The organism is Levilactobacillus sp. LN180102 (assembly GCF_050106635.1).
Classification (GTDB): domain Bacteria; phylum Bacillota; class Bacilli; order Lactobacillales; family Lactobacillaceae; genus Levilactobacillus; species Levilactobacillus brevis.
This window is the reverse complement of the sequence record NZ_JBNIIX010000001.1, coordinates 197,809-215,780: the sequence shown is the minus strand read 5'-3', so window position 1 is coordinate 215,780 and position 17,972 is coordinate 197,809. Positions and strand designations below refer to the sequence as shown.

At 45.0% G+C, this 17,972-nt stretch carries 18 protein-coding genes; 15 read left to right on the top strand and 3 right to left on the bottom strand.

The annotated features are described in order from the left end of the window. The first annotated feature begins 19 nt into the window (after positions 1–19). Positions 20–424: a YxeA family protein gene (locus ACP4IT_RS01160; RefSeq protein WP_011667739.1), complete on the top strand. Its 405-nt coding sequence runs from the start codon at positions 20–22 to the stop codon at positions 422–424. Positions 425–572: 148 nt separating this feature from the next. Here ACP4IT_RS01160 and yidC read toward each other — a convergent pair whose 3' ends face one another. Both yidC and ACP4IT_RS01150 read right to left on the bottom strand, forming a co-directional pair. Next, a complete protein-coding gene (yidC, locus tag ACP4IT_RS01155; RefSeq protein ID WP_011667738.1) occupies positions 573–1,475 on the bottom strand; it encodes a membrane protein insertase YidC in 903 nt (300 codons plus the stop codon). A gap of 102 nt (positions 1,476–1,577) precedes the next feature. Beyond that, positions 1,578–1,850, bottom strand: coding sequence for an acylphosphatase (locus ACP4IT_RS01150; RefSeq protein ID WP_011667737.1), 273 nt, complete (start codon positions 1,848–1,850; stop codon positions 1,578–1,580). A gap of 106 nt (positions 1,851–1,956) precedes the next feature. Here ACP4IT_RS01150 and ACP4IT_RS01145 point away from each other — a divergent pair, with 106 nt between their 5' ends. From ACP4IT_RS01145 to ACP4IT_RS01105, 9 genes are all read left to right on the top strand, one after another. Beyond that, complete coding sequence (locus ACP4IT_RS01145) at positions 1,957–2,727, top strand: TrmH family RNA methyltransferase (protein ID WP_015473610.1); 771 nt, start codon at positions 1,957–1,959, stop codon at positions 2,725–2,727. Between the two features lie 124 nt (positions 2,728–2,851). After that, positions 2,852–3,349, top strand: coding sequence for an HD domain-containing protein (locus ACP4IT_RS01140; RefSeq protein WP_011667735.1), 498 nt, complete (start codon positions 2,852–2,854; stop codon positions 3,347–3,349). A gap of 34 nt (positions 3,350–3,383) precedes the next feature. Beyond that, entirely contained in the window at positions 3,384–3,758 is a 375-nt protein-coding gene (locus tag ACP4IT_RS01135; protein WP_011667734.1) for a winged helix-turn-helix transcriptional regulator, read from the top strand. Positions 3,759–4,091: 333 nt separating this feature from the next. Continuing rightward, positions 4,092–5,138, top strand: coding sequence for a phenylalanine--tRNA ligase subunit alpha (pheS, locus tag ACP4IT_RS01130; protein ID WP_426855150.1), 1,047 nt, complete (start codon positions 4,092–4,094; stop codon positions 5,136–5,138). A 9-nt stretch (positions 5,139–5,147) separates the two neighbouring features. Further along, the gene (gene pheT, locus ACP4IT_RS01125; protein ID WP_024855068.1) at positions 5,148–7,556 is read left to right on the top strand and encodes a phenylalanine--tRNA ligase subunit beta; all 2,409 of its coding nucleotides are present in this window, start codon (positions 5,148–5,150) and stop codon (positions 7,554–7,556) included. A 156-nt stretch (positions 7,557–7,712) separates the two neighbouring features. Then, positions 7,713–8,849, top strand: a complete 1,137-nt coding sequence (mltG, locus tag ACP4IT_RS01120; protein WP_011667731.1) for an endolytic transglycosylase MltG — start codon at positions 7,713–7,715, stop codon at positions 8,847–8,849. A gap of 12 nt (positions 8,850–8,861) precedes the next feature. Beyond that, complete coding sequence (udk, locus tag ACP4IT_RS01115; RefSeq protein ID WP_015473615.1) at positions 8,862–9,536, top strand: uridine kinase; 675 nt, start codon at positions 8,862–8,864, stop codon at positions 9,534–9,536. A 108-nt stretch (positions 9,537–9,644) separates the two neighbouring features. Beyond that, positions 9,645–10,118, top strand: a complete 474-nt coding sequence (greA, locus tag ACP4IT_RS01110; protein ID WP_024525354.1) for a transcription elongation factor GreA — start codon at positions 9,645–9,647, stop codon at positions 10,116–10,118. 313 nt (positions 10,119–10,431) lie between these two features. Continuing rightward, positions 10,432–10,740 (top strand): HesB/YadR/YfhF family protein, encoded by a 309-nt coding sequence (locus ACP4IT_RS01105; protein WP_011667727.1) that lies wholly within the window; start codon positions 10,432–10,434, stop codon positions 10,738–10,740. Between the two features lie 52 nt (positions 10,741–10,792). Here ACP4IT_RS01105 and ACP4IT_RS01100 read toward each other — a convergent pair whose 3' ends face one another. Then, positions 10,793–13,423, bottom strand: a complete 2,631-nt coding sequence (locus ACP4IT_RS01100; RefSeq protein WP_024855066.1) for a YfhO family protein — start codon at positions 13,421–13,423, stop codon at positions 10,793–10,795. Positions 13,424–13,722: 299 nt separating this feature from the next. Here ACP4IT_RS01100 and ACP4IT_RS01095 point away from each other — a divergent pair, with 299 nt between their 5' ends. The 5 genes from ACP4IT_RS01095 (at position 13,723) to ACP4IT_RS01075 (ending at position 17,958) form a co-directional block, all read left to right on the top strand. Further along, complete coding sequence (locus ACP4IT_RS01095) at positions 13,723–13,932, top strand: DUF378 domain-containing protein (protein ID WP_011667725.1); 210 nt, start codon at positions 13,723–13,725, stop codon at positions 13,930–13,932. A gap of 266 nt (positions 13,933–14,198) precedes the next feature. Then, positions 14,199–16,313: a peptidoglycan D,D-transpeptidase FtsI family protein gene (locus tag ACP4IT_RS01090; protein WP_011667724.1), complete on the top strand. Its 2,115-nt coding sequence runs from the start codon at positions 14,199–14,201 to the stop codon at positions 16,311–16,313. 187 nt (positions 16,314–16,500) lie between these two features. Then, positions 16,501–16,650 (top strand): 50S ribosomal protein L33, encoded by a 150-nt coding sequence (rpmG, locus tag ACP4IT_RS01085; RefSeq protein ID WP_011667723.1) that lies wholly within the window; start codon positions 16,501–16,503, stop codon positions 16,648–16,650. 63 nt (positions 16,651–16,713) lie between these two features. Further along, complete coding sequence (locus tag ACP4IT_RS01080) at positions 16,714–17,262, top strand: 5-formyltetrahydrofolate cyclo-ligase (protein ID WP_011667722.1); 549 nt, start codon at positions 16,714–16,716, stop codon at positions 17,260–17,262. 15 nt (positions 17,263–17,277) lie between these two features. After that, positions 17,278–17,958 (top strand): rhomboid family intramembrane serine protease, encoded by a 681-nt coding sequence (locus tag ACP4IT_RS01075; RefSeq protein ID WP_011667721.1) that lies wholly within the window; start codon positions 17,278–17,280, stop codon positions 17,956–17,958. Positions 17,959–17,972: the final 14 nt, after the last annotated feature.

The window sequence follows — 17,972 nt, the reverse complement described above, 5'->3', positions numbered from 1 at the left end:
CTAAATAGGGGGAACTGCTATGAAATTAGTCAAAGGCTTTTTGTGGTTACTGGTCGGTGCCGTGGTCGTTGTTGGGGGAAGTTTGTTTTGGTTACCACAATTTACGAAGAATAAGCATTCAGAATTGGTAATGGCTTTGGATAATGTTAATCCGGTGGTTAAACCGGAAACGGTTTATGCACTCACCACGACAAAGCCAGTTCGTCAGTTTACTGGGGGTGCTGGTGAAAAGGAATACACTTATCGATTAACAACCTATAATGATCGAGGACAGACCCGTATTGTAATGTTCGATGCCCAATGGCGGTTAAAACCACAACGTTTTTTGAAAATTAAGACGAAAGGCCAAAATGTTGAGTCTTGGACAGCAACGGCGCGACAAGAAGTCCCAAGTGGTGTTCGACAAAATCTGTTAATGAGCTAGTGTTTAAGCTTGTTGTTACTAACAATCGTTGTATTGGCGAATGGCTGGGGATCAGATTTAATGCCTTTGAAATGGCTTATTGTTATTAACAATCATATCAGAAAGAATAAAAAAGATCGTCGACAAAAAGTCGGCGATCTTTTTTTGATTATCGATGACGCTGTTGTTTTCCGGCGTTACGATTACGATTTTTTTGACTAACTGGTTTGGGGGTTGTGACTGTCGGTGTTGGCTTGACGACAGGTGCAACAACCGGAGCCGGTTGGTCTTTCATCTTTTCCTTAATCTCGCGACGAATTCGTGGTCGATAGAAATTGATGATCAATGTTTGTAGACAGGCAAACAACCCACCAACGAAGAAGTATAAGCCAAGACCAGCTGGAGAACTCATTGTGAAGAAGAGAATCATGACTGGTGATAGCAATAATGTCATGCGCATTTGTTTCTTTTGATCTTCTGGCATCCCCAACATGGACAAGTATCCTTGTAGTAGGTAAGAGAGGAAAGACAATAATGCAAGAATCCAGCTAGATTTTCCTAATGGAATTCCTAAGAAAACAGTGTTGGACAGTTCTGGTGAGTACCGGATAGCTGCATATAGTGCGGCGAAGATCGGCATCTGGATCAGAAGCGGTAAGCAGCCAATTCCACCGGTCATGCTAATGCCATTGTTACGATACAAAGCCATCATAGCCTGACTGGCAGCCTGCTGTTCTTCCGGTGTCTTAGCAGCTTTTTGTTGCTTCTGTAAGGCGGTCATCTGTGGCCGGATCATTGAGATCTTTTCCTGCTGAACGGTAGCACTTCGCATTTGACGAACCATGATTGGCAATAAGACCATTCGTACAATCACGGTTAAGATAATAATGGCCCAACCATAGCTACCGCCAAAGATGTGGGCGAGCCAATCCATCACGTGTTGTCCAGGTACGGCCAGATAATCGTAAACGAAGCCATAAGGTTTACCATTCTTGGTTTGCACACAGCCACTCAAGAAGAGGGCCATGGCCGCCAAGGCGGTCGTAACCGTAACTTTTTTGGAGATTTTCATATGTTGTTTTGAACCCCTTTAAATAACGATGTAGAGCCTAATTGCTCCCAGCGGCGCGAACGCCGTTAACATCAAACATCTTACTTGATTTACCGGCCATTTTCAAATAATAATCCGGAAGTCGGCAAATTGGTGGGTTGGGATTGAGTGGGTTGTCAGCGTCATCACGTTAATCCAGGGGGATAAGCCATGTTTGAGCTGCTGACAGAATTGTTGTAGGGTTGCAGATTCACCAGTGGCAATGATTTCAACTTGTCCGTTAGCGAGATTGCGGACAGTACCGGTTAGCGTCAGCTGTTTGGCTAGTCGTGTGGCCGACCAGCGGAACCCAACGCCTTGCACTTGACCACTGACCAGAATTTTTTGTGTTTCCATAAGACGATGCCCTCCCGATTAAAAATGCGTTTATCTCATTATACAACTGCCGGTTATTGATCGGATATGGTAAACTAGATGAAATAACTTAAAGCGAGGGACTATCGTGAAAGAAAAAATTACGTCTAGTCAAAATAGGCGCGTCAAGGAATGGCGATCCTTAGCCAGCAAAAAAGGGCGTAAGGCCACACGGACTTATTTATTGGAAAGTTGGCATCTTGTTCAAGAGGCTATTAAGGCGCAACAACCTTTAACGGCAATTATGGGGACTGCTGAGCAGTTAAGTGCCCATGCAGATAGCTTGCCTACTGACGTTCCCATTTACGAACTAACGGATAGTCTGGCTAAGACAATTGGGGATACTGGCACGCCTCAGGGCATTTTTGCGACGGCTCCGATGCCAGATGAGACTGCAATTGATCCTAAAACTGCGACGGGGGCTTGGCTGTTTCTAGACTACGTACAAGACCCTGGTAATATTGGAACGATGGTGCGGACAGCCGACGCTGCGGGCCTAACCGGCGTTGTGTTTGGAAAGGGAACCGCCAGCCGTTTCTTGCCCAAGGTTTTACGAGCCATGCAGGGAAGTCAGTTTCACATTCAATTGGTAGAGGCCGATTTACATGATTGGATTGGCGCTTTTACAGCCCGACAATTGCCAGTGTACGGAACTAATTTAGATCCACAGGCGCAAGACTATCGTGACGTGCCAGCTTTAACGAATGGTGCGATTGTCATGGGCAATGAGGGCAACGGTATGGCACCAGACTTGCAACGTTTAACGACACAAAATCTATATATCCCTATTAAAGGACAGGCAGAGTCCTTAAATGTTGCCGTGGCTGCCGGTGTTGTGATGTTTCGATTAGTGGGTTAATCATAAAGAAAAGGTAAACCCGATGAGAAATAGGCCATTTTGGTTGCATTTTGTCTAAAAGACAGTATGATATAGGGTAATTGAGAGACTGAAAATCATAATTTTAATGAAAAGGAAGCATTCTATGACCAAACTTACTTGGCGTGATGACCCCGAGTACCTTGCTTTAGTTTCTGACTTGTTGGCAAAGGAGCCGGTCCAACGCCTGGCGAATTACACCCAGCATCATCACTCTAACCGTTTGGATCACTCCATTTCGGTATCGTATAATAGTTATTTAGTTGCGAAGAAACTTGGTTTGAATACCCGGGCCACTGCACGGGGTGGGTTATTACACGATTTGTTTTATTATGATTGGCGAACGACGAAGTTTAATTTAGGCTCGCATGCGTTTATTCATCCTCGGGTTGCCTTACGCAATGCCGAAAAGTTAACGGATCTAAGCCCTATGGAAAAGGATATTATCCTTAAACACATGTGGGGAGCGACGCTGGCGATGCCGAAGTATCGAGAAAGCGCGATTGTATCGTTGGTGGATGATTATGAAGCTGTTTACGAATTCTGTGGACCAGCCCGTAAGCGAATGGAAGCCTTGATGGACAAGGTAACGCCTAACGCCTAGTTTCCAAGGAATCTGGATGGGAGGCAAGACAAATATGCAAATGATGTCAAAGAAGACGACAGAAGCACCAGACACGGCTATCGATTTTGAATTGTGCCCCCGCTTTGAACAAACTTTTTCCTTTTTGGGAAAGAAGTGGAATGGCTTGATTATCGATGTCCTCTTGCATGAAGGACCACAACGGTTTCGGGATTTAGCGCGAAATGTGCCGCGATGCAGTGATCGAGTGCTGGTTGAGCGACTAAAGGAATTAGAGGATAACGGTGTCATTTTACGCCGAACTTTTCCTGATAGTTCCTTGATTGAATATGAGTTAACTAAGAAGGGCCAAGAATTTGCTCCCGTGATGGCGGCGGTTCATGCTTGGTCTGACAAGTGGTCTTGTCCGCTTGAGGAGAACCAGAAGTAGTTGACTTCTGCGGCCAAATCCGCTAGGCTAATTGAAGTAATAGTTAAAAACGATGATAGAAAAGTAGTAACCGGAACGGTTTGTCAGGAAGAGTCTGCCTAGACTGTGAGCAGACTTCAAAGCGATAGGTGAATTCAGTTCTTGAGTTGTCGCCAGGACGCAACTTAGTTGTTGTGAAAAGGTGTTCCGGTACGTGACCGTTATCACGACTGAGTGTGGTTGGGGATGAAATCCCTAACTGAATCAGGGTGGTACCGCGATGCTTCGTCCCTAGTTTTAGGACGGAGCTTTTTTATTTGTCTAAAAAGTAAGTTAGAAATGGAGGATGACGTTATGTCGTTGAGAGATAAATTAAACGAACTGCATGAACGTGGGTTAGCCGAGATTCAAAAATCGACTGACCTAAAAGACGTCAATCAAGTGCGGGTATCGTTATTAGGTAAAAAGGGTCCAATTACCGAGGTGTTGCGTGGTATGCGGGATTTAGACGCTGAAGAACGACCTAAGGTTGGTGCTTTTGCCAACGAAATTCGGGATGACTTAACGGCAGCATTGACTAAACGGCGAGAAAAATTGGAAAATGCCGTACTAAATGCCCGTCTGGCTAAGGAAGCTATCGATGTTACCTTGCCAGGCACGCCGGTTGCTAAAGGTGAGCCGCACGTTATTCAGCAAATCATTGATCAAATTGAGGACCTCTTCTTGGGAATGGGTTATCAAGTGCTGAGCGGTCCAGAAGTTGAAGAGGACAAGTATAATTTTGAAATGATGAACTTGCCTAAGAACCATCCAGCACGGGATATGCAGGATACGTTCTACATTACCAAGGAAATTTTGATGCGGACGCAGACCTCACCAATGCAGGCCCGGACGTTGGAAAAGCATGACTTTAGTCAGGGACCATTAAAGATGATCTCTCCAGGCGTTGTCTATCGGCGAGATACGGATGATCCGACCCATTCACATCAATTCCATCAGGTCGAAGGCTTAGTGATTGATAAGCATATTACGATGGCTGATTTAAAGGGAACGCTCCAGGTTTTGGCCCACGAACTATTTGGTGATAAGTTTGACGTGCGGTTACGGCCAAGCTATTTCCCATTTACGGAGCCTTCTGTGGAAGCCGATATTACCTGTTTTAATTGTGGTGGAAAGGGTTGTAACGTTTGCAAAAACACTGGTTGGATTGAAGTGTTAGGTGCTGGTATGGTGCACCCTAATGTCTTAAAGATGGCCGGCGTTGATCCAGATGTATATGGTGGTTTTGCCTTTGGGGTTGGTCCCGATCGGTTTGCCATGCTGAAGTACGGGGTTGATGATATCCGTAACTTCTATTTAAATGATGTTCGTTTCCTGACCCAATTCACGAAGAAAGGATAACCGCCAACTATGAAGATTTCATATAATTGGATTAAAGAATACCTGGATTTAAATGTTTCACCCGTTGATTTGGCGGAAAAAATCGAACGCACTTCCGTGGAAGTCGATGGCGTGACCACCCCTAGTGATGGCCTGAAGAAGATCGTGGTAGGACACGTCTTGTCCTTAGAAGCCCATCCCGATTCCGATCATCTGCACATTTGCCAAGTGGATGTTGGTGAAGACGAGCCCTTACAGATTGTTTGTGGGGCGCCGAACGTTGCCGCGGGTCAGAACGTCATCGTGGCCTTACCAGGCTCACGGATTGCCAACAACGTTAAGATCAAGAAGTCCAAGATGCGGGGAGTCCCATCTGCGGGAATGATCTGTGCGTTACAGGAAATTGGGTTTGCCGAAGATGTTGTGCCTAAGGCTTACGCTGATGGTATTTATGTTTTGCCAACTGACGCGACGCCTGGGGATGACATTTACGATTACTTAGGTATGAACGACAGCTTAATTGACTTGGATGTGACGCCTAACCGTGGGGACATGTTAAGTCTTTATGGCACACTACATGACTTGGCAGCTATCTACGATCAACCCGTTAAGTTAGAACAACCAGCGGTTAAAGAAGCTGGTCAGGCAGTTGCCGATCAATTGACGGTTCACGTTGATGACCAGTTAGCACCGCAATATCGCATGCGTTTGGTTAAGCAAGTTAAATTAGCGCCTAGCCCAATGTGGTTGCAGATCCGGCTGTGGAATGCGGGTTATCGACCAATCAATAACGTTGTAGATATTACGAACTACATTATGTTGAAGTATGGTCAACCTTTGCATGCTTTCGATTACGATAAGTTTGCTGGACAAGATGTTTACGTGCGGACGGCACAAACTGGTGAAAGTTTAACAACGCTAGACGAAGGTGAACATGAGTTAGATCCACAAGATATTGTCATTGCTGATGAACACGCGCCAATCGCCTTGGCTGGGGTCATGGGTGGCTTGGATACCGCAATTAGTGAGGGAACCGTCACGGTAGCCATTGAAGCGGCTGTCTTCGAGCATGACCACATTCGTAAGGCTGCGCAACGGCACCATTTACACACGGATGCTTCACAACGGTTTGAACGTGGTGTCAATCAAGCTGGTGTACAAGAAGCCTTAGATGCAGCTGCACAGATGATGACCGAGTTGGCCGATGGTGAGGTTCAAAGTGGAACCGTGGTTGCGGCTGCTAACATTCCAGCACCAGCTGTGATTACATTGACACTCAGCCGAATCAATGCTGTTTTGGGTACGACTTTGGCTATGGAACAAGTTAGTCATATTCTCGAAAGCCTAGGTTGTACGGTGGCGATTGACGGAGAGACATTGACCGTGACGGTACCGGTTCGGCGCAATGATATTCATATTCCAGCTGATCTTTTGGAAGAAATTGCCCGGATCTATGGTTACGACCAGTTGCCAGCAACTTTGCCAACGGGACGGATGACCATGGGGGCCTTGACGCCAGCACAAAAACTGATGCGGGCCACTCGTCGCTCACTAGAAGGACTGGGATTAAATCAGGCGATTTCGTACGCGTTAACAACGGAAGATAAAGCGAATATGTTCATGATGCGGGCCAGCGAACCCACCCATTTGGCTTGGCCAATGAGTGTGGATCATGCGGTATTGCGGATGAATATTATTACGGGCTTATTAGATGACATTGCTTATAACACGGCCCGCAAAGTTAAAGATGTGGCGTTGTATGAACAGGGCCGAGTCTTTTACCGTGAAGCGGATACAGAGCGTCCTAGCGAAGAGGAACACATTGCCGGCGCAATTACGGGGACACTGCTACCAGCAGCTTGGGATCAGCCGGCAAAAGAAGTTGACTTCTATCAAGTCAAGGGTATCGTTGCGGCTTATCTGAAAGATATGGCGGTTAACGGCGACGTTACCTACGTGGCTAATTCGGATATGCCTGATATGCATCCCGGAAGAACGGCAGATATTTTGGTGCATGGCCATCGAATTGGCTTTATGGGGCAAATTCATCCGACTGTGGCCAAACAGTTTAAGATTGGGGCTACGTATGTCTTTGAACTGAATCTACAGGCAATTATTGACATGCCTAAGCAGGAAAATCAGTACGACGTCATTTCCCGTTATCCAGCAATCACACGGGATATTGCCATGCTGGTAGACAATCAGGTTACCAACGAACAAATTATGGCGTTGATTGAAAAACGTGGCGGTGCTTACCTGAGATCCGTCAAATTGTTTGATGTTTACGATGGTGTGAAGGTTCCTAAAGGCAAGAAGTCTTTAGCTTACACCTTAACGTATCAGGACAAGAATGCGACGTTAGTGGACGATGCGGTGAACCAAGCTTTTGACAAGGTTACCCAGCGGCTTCAAGATGAATTAGGTGCTGAAATTCGTTAATTCTGGTAATAAAACGCGATTGGCCTGAGGGCTAACCGCGTTTTTACGAGGCATGCAAGTGAAAGATTACAATTTCATCAAAGTCACGTTTACGTATTCCCGCGGACTGTAAATTTCTGTATAATAGAGAAGATTATGGCATAGAACGGAGGAAATATGTTGGATAATGGTAAGGATCCTATTCCATCACGACAAGATTCGGGAAAAAAGCGCTCGTTTGGTCGTCGGATCATTATTGGGGTAGCCAGTCTACTGGTTATTTTGGCGGTGGCGATTGGCGTTATTGGTTATCACTACTTTCAATCGTCGTTGAAGCCGATGGACAGCAGTAATAACCAAGTGGTGCAAGTCCACGTTCCCATGGGCGCAACATCAAATAAAATTGGGCAAATTTTACAGGATAAAAAAGTAGTTAAAAGCGGAATGGTGTTTAACTATTACGTGAAGTCCAATAAATACACTAATTTTCGTGCCGGGTATTATCAATTAAAACCATCAATGACACTAAAACAAATTGCCATGCAATTACAAAAGGGAGGTTCTTCAGAACCTATCCAAAGTACATCCGGCAACGTGTTGGTGCGTGAGGGAGAAACGATTGATCAGATTGCGACAGCAATTCCAGTTCAAACGGATTTCACCAAAGCAGAATTCTTGAGCCTAATGAAGGATAAAGCTTTCTTCAATCAGTTAGCAGCTCGCTATCCGCAACTATTAAGTTCCGCTAAAAGGGCGAAAAATGTTCGGTATCGGTTGGAAGGTTACCTGGCACCAGCGACGTATCAGGCTGGCAAAAAGATGACCTTGAAGCAATTGATTACAGAAATGGTTGCTAAAACGGATGAAAATCTGCAAGGAAACTACGCCACAATTAAGAAACAGAAGCGCTCAGTTCAAGAAGTCTTAACGTTGGCTTCATTAGTGGAACGCGAAGGGGTTACCCAAGCAGATCGGAATAAGATTGCGGGTGTGTTCTTGAACCGGATTAAAGCGGGGATGGCCATTCAATCTGATATTTCTGTCCAGTATGCGTTAAAGACAACGAAAAAGACGTTAACGTATAAAGATTTAAAAGTGAAGTCTCCATATAATTTGTATATCCATACAGGATACGGGCCAGGTCCATTTGACAACCCAAGTGTTTCGTCAATTAAAGCGGTCTTGCATCCAACGGATCGGAGCAAGGGATACTATTACTTCATTGCGAACACCAAAACGGGGAAGGTTTACTTCTCTAAGACTTACGCACAGCATCAAGAAAAGACAAGTTCACTTGCGAGTGATAATAAGTAAAGGACGGCGACAGTGTTGGCAGAGAAGAAACGACCGATCATTATTGGGGTTACTGGGGGGTCTGGTAGTGGTAAGACGACTGTTAGTCGGGCCATTTTTAATCAATTAATTGGCCACTCTATTATGATTTTACAGCAGGATTCTTACTACAATGATCAATCAGACATGACAATGGCGGAACGGGCCGCAGTTAATTATGACCACCCATTGGCCTTTGATACGGATCTGTTGATTAAGCAGCTCAAGCAATTGTTGCGCTATGAGCCAATTGAAAAGCCGGTCTATGATTACACGTTGTCAACGCGAAGCGATAAGACGATTCATCAGGAACCCCGTGATGTGATTATTTTGGAAGGTATCTTAATCTTAGATGATGAGCGACTACGTGACCTGATGGATATTAAGGTATTTGTTGATACGGATGATGATATTCGGATTATTCGCCGAATCGAACGGGATATGAATGAACGGGGCCGCTCACTGGACTCAGTTATTCAGCAATATTTGGCGACAGTTAAACCAACTTATCACCAATTCGTTGAGCCAACCAAACGTTACGCTGATTTAATCGTTCCTGAGGGTGGCGAGAACCAAGTTGCCATTGACTTATTGGTTACAAAAATTCGTGCAATTCTAGAAGCTAGCGGTAATAAAGAAGTTTTTGACAATCCTGATACAAGCATATAGAATAAGACAGGTTAGCCCAGCGTGGCTAACCTTTTCTACAAGTGATAAGTTAAGTTGGACGGAACGTTTCGTTCAAAATAAAAAAGATAAGTAAAAGGGGTGGCCAGTATGGCACAAGAAAAAATGTATCCAATGACTGAAGAGGGTAAGGAAAAGCTCGAAGCCGAACTCGAAGATTTAAAAATGGTGCAACGCCCAAAGGTGATCGATCGGATTAAGATTGCCCGATCATATGGTGATTTATCAGAAAACTCTGAATACGAATCAGCCAAAGATGAACAGAGTATGTTAGAAACGCGGATTAGTACGGTAGAACGAATGCTTCAATACGCGCAGATTATTGACAATGATGATACGGACAAAGACGAAATCACCGTTGGTAAAAAGGTAACATTCCAAGAAGACGATGACGAACCAGAAGAATATACCATTGTAGGGGCTGCTGAAGCAGATCCTATGTCTGGTAAGATTTCAAACGATTCGCCAATTGCTAAGGGGTTATTAGGGCACCGTGTGGGTGAGACAGTGACTTTCCCAACACCTGGTGGTGACATGACCGTGAAAGTGATTGCGGTCGACTAAAAGCATTTAAGAGATTCAGCCCTAGTTAAAGGGGCTGAATCTTTTTTATACCTTTGATGTATGCAACCGCGAAAGAATCGTTATTTGCTAGATACAATTGATTGAATTAAGGGCCTTTTTGCTGGTTAGTTGGCGGTAACTTATCAATGGTGTTGCGGTCAGCTGAGCAAATAGGTCGCTAACTAGAATGAAATCAGGCATAATAAAAGTACGACAAGAGTTTGTGAAAAGCTGCTTGCCAGATACCCGGCAAAAGTGGTATAAATAAGGTTGAAACCGGATTCATAGTTTGCTAAAGAGGAGTCCTATCAATATGAAAATTACGGTGACTGATGCAGCAAGTAAGTGGTTTCGTGAGGATATGGGAATGACCGGCCGCGGCATTCGTTTTTTCGGTAAAGTTTACGGAAAAACGCCGGTCCATCAAGGGTTTTCTCTGGGAATGACCCCGGATGATCACCCCCGCCATCCAATCGTTGCAGAAAAAAAGGACGACGTAACCTACTACATTACGGAAGGTGACCAATGGTTCTTTGTTGGTTATGATCTGACGGTCGATTACGATGCGCAAACGGATGGCCCCGTTTATCGGTATGCGGAAAATGGGGAATTAGATCACTAGTAAAAAACGCATGACCAGTTTTTGCGGTCATGCGTTTTTATAATGGACTAAATTATTGGTGGCGGCGAGAGAACCACCAACCGCCGAGAAGAATAATGAACGTTCCACCGCTAATCAGCAGTCCCACATTAAGCAGAGGTGGCCAATAGGCGAGCGTGACGGTACTGTTACCCTTAGGTAATTTGACCGCGGTAAACATGCCAATCGTTTTATAAGTCTTGACGGCATGACCGTTGACTGTGGCATGCCACCCCTGGGAATATGGGATAGATGTGTTCAGGACCTGCCCAGCGTGTTTACTGGTAATCGTGCCCTTGAAGTAACGACTAGTGTGCGTCGTCAAATGCCAAGGCTGCGTCTTCAGTTGATTAATCGCAGCCTGAAAACGAGGAGTGTTTAAACGATACAGCGTGAAGTTATCCAACCATAGGGAGCCTTTGCTAAGTTGAATGGTTAACTTTTGTTGGTGTCCCTTGGCGTGGTCTGCGGCACTAACCAAAATGGTATTTCGGTAAGTCTTGTATTGGTTGAGTGTCTTGCCATTCAAGATAAAGGTCGCGTTGTCCGGATTTACAGTTGATCCGAAAGTGAAGTAGTAGGCATCATTGGTGGTCGGCGTGAAGGTCAAGGTAATCTTGCCGGGCTTTAGTAAGTTTTTCTTCTGCAAGACGGCGCCCGTTATTTTAGTCTGCTGATTAATATTTTGGAAGGTGACTTGATCAAAATTCTCAGCGGTATATAACTGCTTGTCTTGGGAATTGCCGGTTAATGCGGCTAGCCAGTTAGCCTGATACTGTGTTGGATCAGCGGTTTTATTTTTTAGAGTCAGAATTTGCTGATTGGCTGCATAGCCCATAGGAAGGGCATACTGGTTTTTGTAGGTTGTTGCCCAGTGGTCACTGCTGATTTTTTGGTAATCGGCGAGATCTGCCTTATTAGATGAAGCCGGTAAGATACTGGTACCGCTGAGTGCGCCTGCTAATTGGTTCTGCTGGAAATAATATTTCATGTTGAGCAAGGAATCAGTAACTAGTGTGCCGTTACTGTACTCCACAAAGCCGTCACCGTCAGGATTACCAATATTGCCAAAGAAAGTGGGGACTGCTTTGGGTAATACGGATGAAAAGACGCCACCACCATTGTAACCAGTTTGGAAAGCATCTCCTTTGGTGCGCAAGAAGGTTTTACCGATGCGATAGAAGCCATGATCGCGTTTCTGTACGCGATTAACGAGTCGTTGAAGTTCATTCGTGTAGTTACCGTATTCACTTTGAGACACGTAACTAATATTGTTCAAAGAGATGAATGCGTTAGCTGTCACCTCAGTCACCCCGATAACTAAGAAGGTTAGGGGATAGATCCAATGATGCTTGATTGGCAGGGTAATTAAGGCAAGGGCGAGGATGACGAACAGTAACCCTAGCAGTAATTGATTTAACGTCAAGAACTTGAACTTGGCTAAGTTAATCCCCACGTAAGCACTACCGGCAATAACGATGAGGGTCACTAAGCTGATGGCTAACCATCCTGGTTGAAAATCGGCGGTCAAGGTTTGTGCCGCGAGCCAAATTAACCAGAAACTAACAATAAAGGAGAAACGATAAGGATACCAAACCGGAAATTGGCCGGCATGCCAGAGTAAATCTAGTGGTTGAAAGCAAAGTGATAGTGCTAAGAAGGCTGTTAAAATGCCGGAAGCAATCCGAGTACGAAGTTTGATTCGCCGATCACTGAAGTAAAAGAGACTGCCTAATAGGGCGATGGCACCAATAAATAAGTTAGCTGTGCCATCGGGCATTTGATCAAAGTTAAAGGCGCCCAAGAAAAATTTGGCGAGCATCTTAGGTGGAAAGAAATCAAAATGCCATTTGAAGGTGGTGACGGTATATTGGGCCTTACTCTGTGACAGTGACCACCAGGTTGGCAGTAAAATAAAGGCAGATAGCAAGCCACTAATTGCTGATGCAAGGACAAACTTACCGGCTTGTTTCCCGAAATGGCGCCAAGTGGAGAAGCGGTCAACGGCTAACCAACAAAAGGCTAGAACCATGAACAAGCAAATCATGTAAGCCATGTAGTAATTAACGACTAACATGAGCGTTAGCCAGATGACGTAAGTGCGCCATTTTCCGGTGTGCATGAGCTGATATAAGCCATAGAAGATCAAGGGTAACAGATAGGCGGCATCCAGCCACATGACGTTAAGCTGATTGGCAACTGACCACCCCATTAAGGCGTAAGCTGTTGCAAACATAATGGCTTTAAACCCGCGTTGTTGGGTTGTTTTCTCCAGTAACCAGGCAAAACTCAAACCGGCCAAGCCATATTTGAAGACAGTCAGTAGGAAGACGCCCGTGGTTAAGCTGGTTCCGGGGCATAGCAATAACAACCAATTTAAGGGACTTAAAAGATAGTAAGACCAAGTACCTAACATTTCGCCGCCAATGCCATTAGAGAAAGAGTAAAAAATGCTACTAGGATCATGGAGGATTGCCCGGCGTAGATAGGCAAAAAAGTCGATATATTGTTGCCCTAAGTCGACAGTTAACAAGCTACTGGTGCCAAATGGCGCCATTTGACGATAGATAAAATAACCGGTCATCAAAATGAAGGGTACTAAAAAGGCCCCCCAAAGGGTGAGTTGACGTCGGGAAAGCGCCCAGCGTCGTTTTCGTACTTGCAAAGAAAGCCACCTCAATTTTTTTAATTTTAAGCATAGATCATCGGGTTGTTCATTGGGGGTGGCGCTAATGACTGATCAACCAGTGTACCTTCCCCCGCAAGAATCGATGGGAACAGTTGCGGACGACCGTTCAGCTATAATCTTATCAGATTTATTCTGAAGATGCGGTTAAAACTGGTAAAAATTTCGAGATAATCTGACGATGACGATTTTACTATAGGCAGTTAATTGGGATAACTGTCCGAACTTTGTTACTATTCAGATGCACCATAAATTAAGCTAATTAAGGAGTGAACGACATGAAAACTTTGGACATCGTAGCTCTCATTGTATTAGTCATTGGTGGATTGAATTGGTTGTTGGTTGGCGCATTTAATTTTGATTTAGTTGCGGCCTTGTTTGGCGGTCAAGCGGCACTGATTTCAAGAATTGTGTATATCTTAGTGGGAATCAGCGCAGTATACTGTTTACGGTTTTTCGGGCTGATTACCCACCGGAAAACGGCTTAGTTGATCGCTTGTTGCCGAGGTATCTCACGGATGAGAGGGAAATCTCTGATCCGTGTTTTAGTGTGCTTGACGGTACTTAAAATATATAATTTGGTAAATGTTGATTTAACGGGACTTTAAGCAATCATTAAAAGGTTAAAATACCAGTTGACGTTCACGAATTAGGTCTCTAGAATAGCATAGAATGATTAAATTTCGGTAGCGGGATAGTGACCGACGGCGAAGTTTGGTAAAATAGTAGCTGTATAATAAGGAGCAGAGCTGTTGTGAAGAATTTTTATAATCGCGTTAGTAACCGAAACCAGCGATCTAGTGGCCCGAGTAAGTCACTGATTCCCTTTCGGTTGAACTTTCTTTTCATTATTGTTGCCCTGTTGTTTGCGGCGTTAATTGGTCAATTGGCGTATTTGCAAATAATTTATGGGTCACAATTGAAGGCAGAGGTCAATTCGACTGATACCACGATTGAAACCACCAACGTTCAACGGGGGATGGTTTATGATTCAAATGGTAAGGTGCTGGTTGGTAATAAATCACACCAAGCCATTTCCTACACGAAGGGCGTTAGTGTGCTATCTACGGATATGTATAAGATTGCCAATCGGTTAGGAAAGTATTTGACGGTCTCGACGAGCTCATTGACGCCGCGTCAGGCAATTGATTACTACTTAACGGACCCTAAACGGTTGAAAGCCGTTGAGAACAAGTTGAGTGGGACCAGCGGGATGTCGACGACCCAAAAGTACAACAAGGCGTTAAGCTATTTGGAAAATGATTCATCTTTCAAATTGACTAAAACGCAAAAGAATGCGGCAGAAATCTTTGCTAAGATGAGTGGCGCCTACTCGTTATCGACGACCTACATTAAAGATTCCGGGGTTTCCAACAAAGAGATTGCCGAAATCGGTGAACATCTTTCAGAAATGCCGGGTGTTAAAGTTGGGACTAGTTGGTCACGGGATTATCCGAACGGGTCTTCAATTAAGGCCATTATTGGGACGGTTTCATCCGAGAAGACTGGTTTACCGAGTGATCGGGTTAATGAACTGCTGGCTCAAGGGTATTCGCGAAATGACAGTGTGGGACAATCCTACTTGGAACAAGAGTATGAATCTGTCTTACGGGGAACCAAGGCTGAAAAGCAAGTCGAGGTTTCTGGTTCCACGATTACCAAAGAAGCGAAAAAGTATGGTGGGCAAAAGGGCGACAATCTCCAGTTGACTATCAACTCGACCTTCCAAAAGAAGCTACAGTCATTGGTTCATTCAGCAGAGTCCGGTGCCGGTGGTTACTCAACGGGGACCTATGCCATCGTGATGAATCCTAACACTGGTGGGATTGTTGGAATGGCCGGAGTTGACCGTAATCCATCGACTGGTAAGATCACAACGAATGCCCTAGGCACTATCAATAGTGATATTGTAATGGGGTCGGTTGTGAAAGGCGCGATGGTCTCTGGTGCTTTAATGGACGGTGTGATCACGCCAAGCAATAACACGTTAACCGATAAAGTTATTAACGTCGGTGGTGTGAAAAAGGCGTCGTGGTTTAACAAATCTGGTAGTGCCAGCATTGCGTTAAATGCGTCCACAGCGTTGGAAGTTTCTTCTAACTCCTATATGATGCAATTAGCCATGAAAGAAGCCAAGTTTAATTACGTCTCTGGCTCAGCTTTGACCATGAGCACGAGTATTTTTGATAAGGAACGGGGTTACTTCAATCAGTTCGGGTTAGGCGTTAATACTGGGATTGATTTGCCTGGTGAAAGTACCGGACTAAAGGGGTCGAGCACGTACTCTCATATTGGGAATGCGTTAGACTTATCCTTTGGGAACTACGATGCTTACACAACGTTGCAGGTCGCTCAGTATATGTCAACCGTTGCTAATGGCGGTACCCGAATTGCGCCGCACGTGGTTCAGTCAATCCGGGGAACTAAATCCGATGGGACACTGGGCGCCGTGAAATCAACGGTCACCCCTAAGGTCTTGAACCGGATTGACATGACGGCTGCACAGAAGAAATTGGTTACTGAGGGACTATATGACGTGGTTCATGGAACCAACACGTATAAGACGGGGGCAGAATTAGCTTCCATCTCGCCTGGGATTTCTGCTAAGACGGGGACGGCTGAAACGTATTACAAAGGCCATTCCACTGTTACGTTAAGTTTGGCCTCTTATGCGCCATCCAATGATCCTCAGGTCGTGGTGGCCTTGGCAATGCCAAACTTGAGCACGAGTGATGAAGATAATAACATGAAATTGGCCAAACAGATTTATGCTGCTTACTGGAAGACGGTTCAATCAACGTCAACGTTGACTAACCCAACCAAGGCAACAACGTCTGGCTCAGCAGTTAATACAAGTGCTGCGAACTAAAGAGAGCTTAAAAATCACGTGAAGCCGTTGGGCAGAGCGTGATTTTTTAATGGCTAAAAACACGTGTTAAGTATTTTTCCTTAACATATTTGGGATTATGACTGGTAATTGCCCCGGATTAATGGTAATATATTACGAGTTAAGGGCTCTAGCCTGTAATTATGAACAAGTTGGGAGGTTACCCACTATGCGTGTACACATCACTTTAGAATGTACAGAATGCCACGAACGCAATTACTTATCCAGCAAGAACCGGCGTAATAACCCGGACCGGGTTGAATTTAAGAAATACTGCCCGCGTGATCGGAAAGTAACTTTGCATCGTGAAACTAAGTAAGGTACGGGCGAGAGTCCGCACCTTTTTTTGTTGAATTTTTCTATGGATTGAGGGGGTGGGCCCATGATCACTAAAAAACACTTACGTCAACAAACGATTCAGGCGTTGATGGCAATGCCTGCCGATCAACGGCAACACGCGACACGCGACCTGCACCACCAATTATGGTCATCGTTAGCTTGGCAACAGGCCAAAACAGTGGCCACCACCATTAGTGGTGATTTTGAATTAGCGACGGCACCTATTATTGACCGTGCACAAGCCGAGGGGAAAACGATAGCCGTTCCCACAACGCTTCCTAATCGCCAGATGGCGTTTCATGTTGTTGATAATCAAACAAATTTTGCCACCAGTCCTTTTGGTTTACAGGAGCCGACGAATGGGGCGATTATTGCTCCAGCAACCTTTGACTTACTAATTGTTCCCGGGTTAGTCTTTGCCGCGTCTGGTGAACGGCTGGGATTTGGCGGTGGTTATTATGACCGTTATTTGGTGAAAACGACAGGGACTAAGGTAGCTTTAGCGTTGCCAGCACAATGGGTAGCAACGCCGACGTGGCCAGTGGCCGAATATGATGTATTATTAGATGAGATCTTTCAGGTCACACCATAAGGAAGGAGCCTAACGGTGGCAAACTTTAAATACCGACTACGAAATTTGAACCAGACACCCTATATGACGACTGGATTAGTCGTCATTATGGTGTTAGTCTTTGTTGCGATGACGTTGGCTGGTGGTAGTACTAGCCTAAATGTTTTGGTCGCTTTTGGTGCGAAAGTCAATCCGCTGATTCAGCAGGGTCAGTGGTGGCGGCTGATTACGCCGATGTTTCTGCACATTGGGTTTACCCATATCTTCTTAAACATGGTGACGTTATACTTTGTGGGGACCCAGTTGGAGGCGGCTTTTGGTCATGCCCGGTTTCTGATAATCTTTTTAGTGGCTGGAATTGGCGGCAATGTTGCCAGTTTTTGTTTTTTAAATAGTTTGTCAGCTGGCGCCAGTACCGCTATTTTCGGTCTATTTGGGGCGTTTATGATGCTCGGAGAATCTTTTTGGCAAAATCCAATTATTCGCCAGTTAGCCCGGACCTTTTTGGCCTTTGTGGTGATGAATATCGCCTTTGATTTGTTTACACCAGGAATCGATTTAGCTGGTCACCTAGGTGGGTTAATCGCTGGATTTCTGGTAGCGTATACAGTTGGTGTTCCCCAAATTGGTCGAGTAAGCGTAACCAAACGTGTTGTTGCAACGGTTGTCTTGATTTTGGGATTGGTCTGGTTATATTTACACGGAATGGCGCAGTAAGCGGCGAAAAGTCT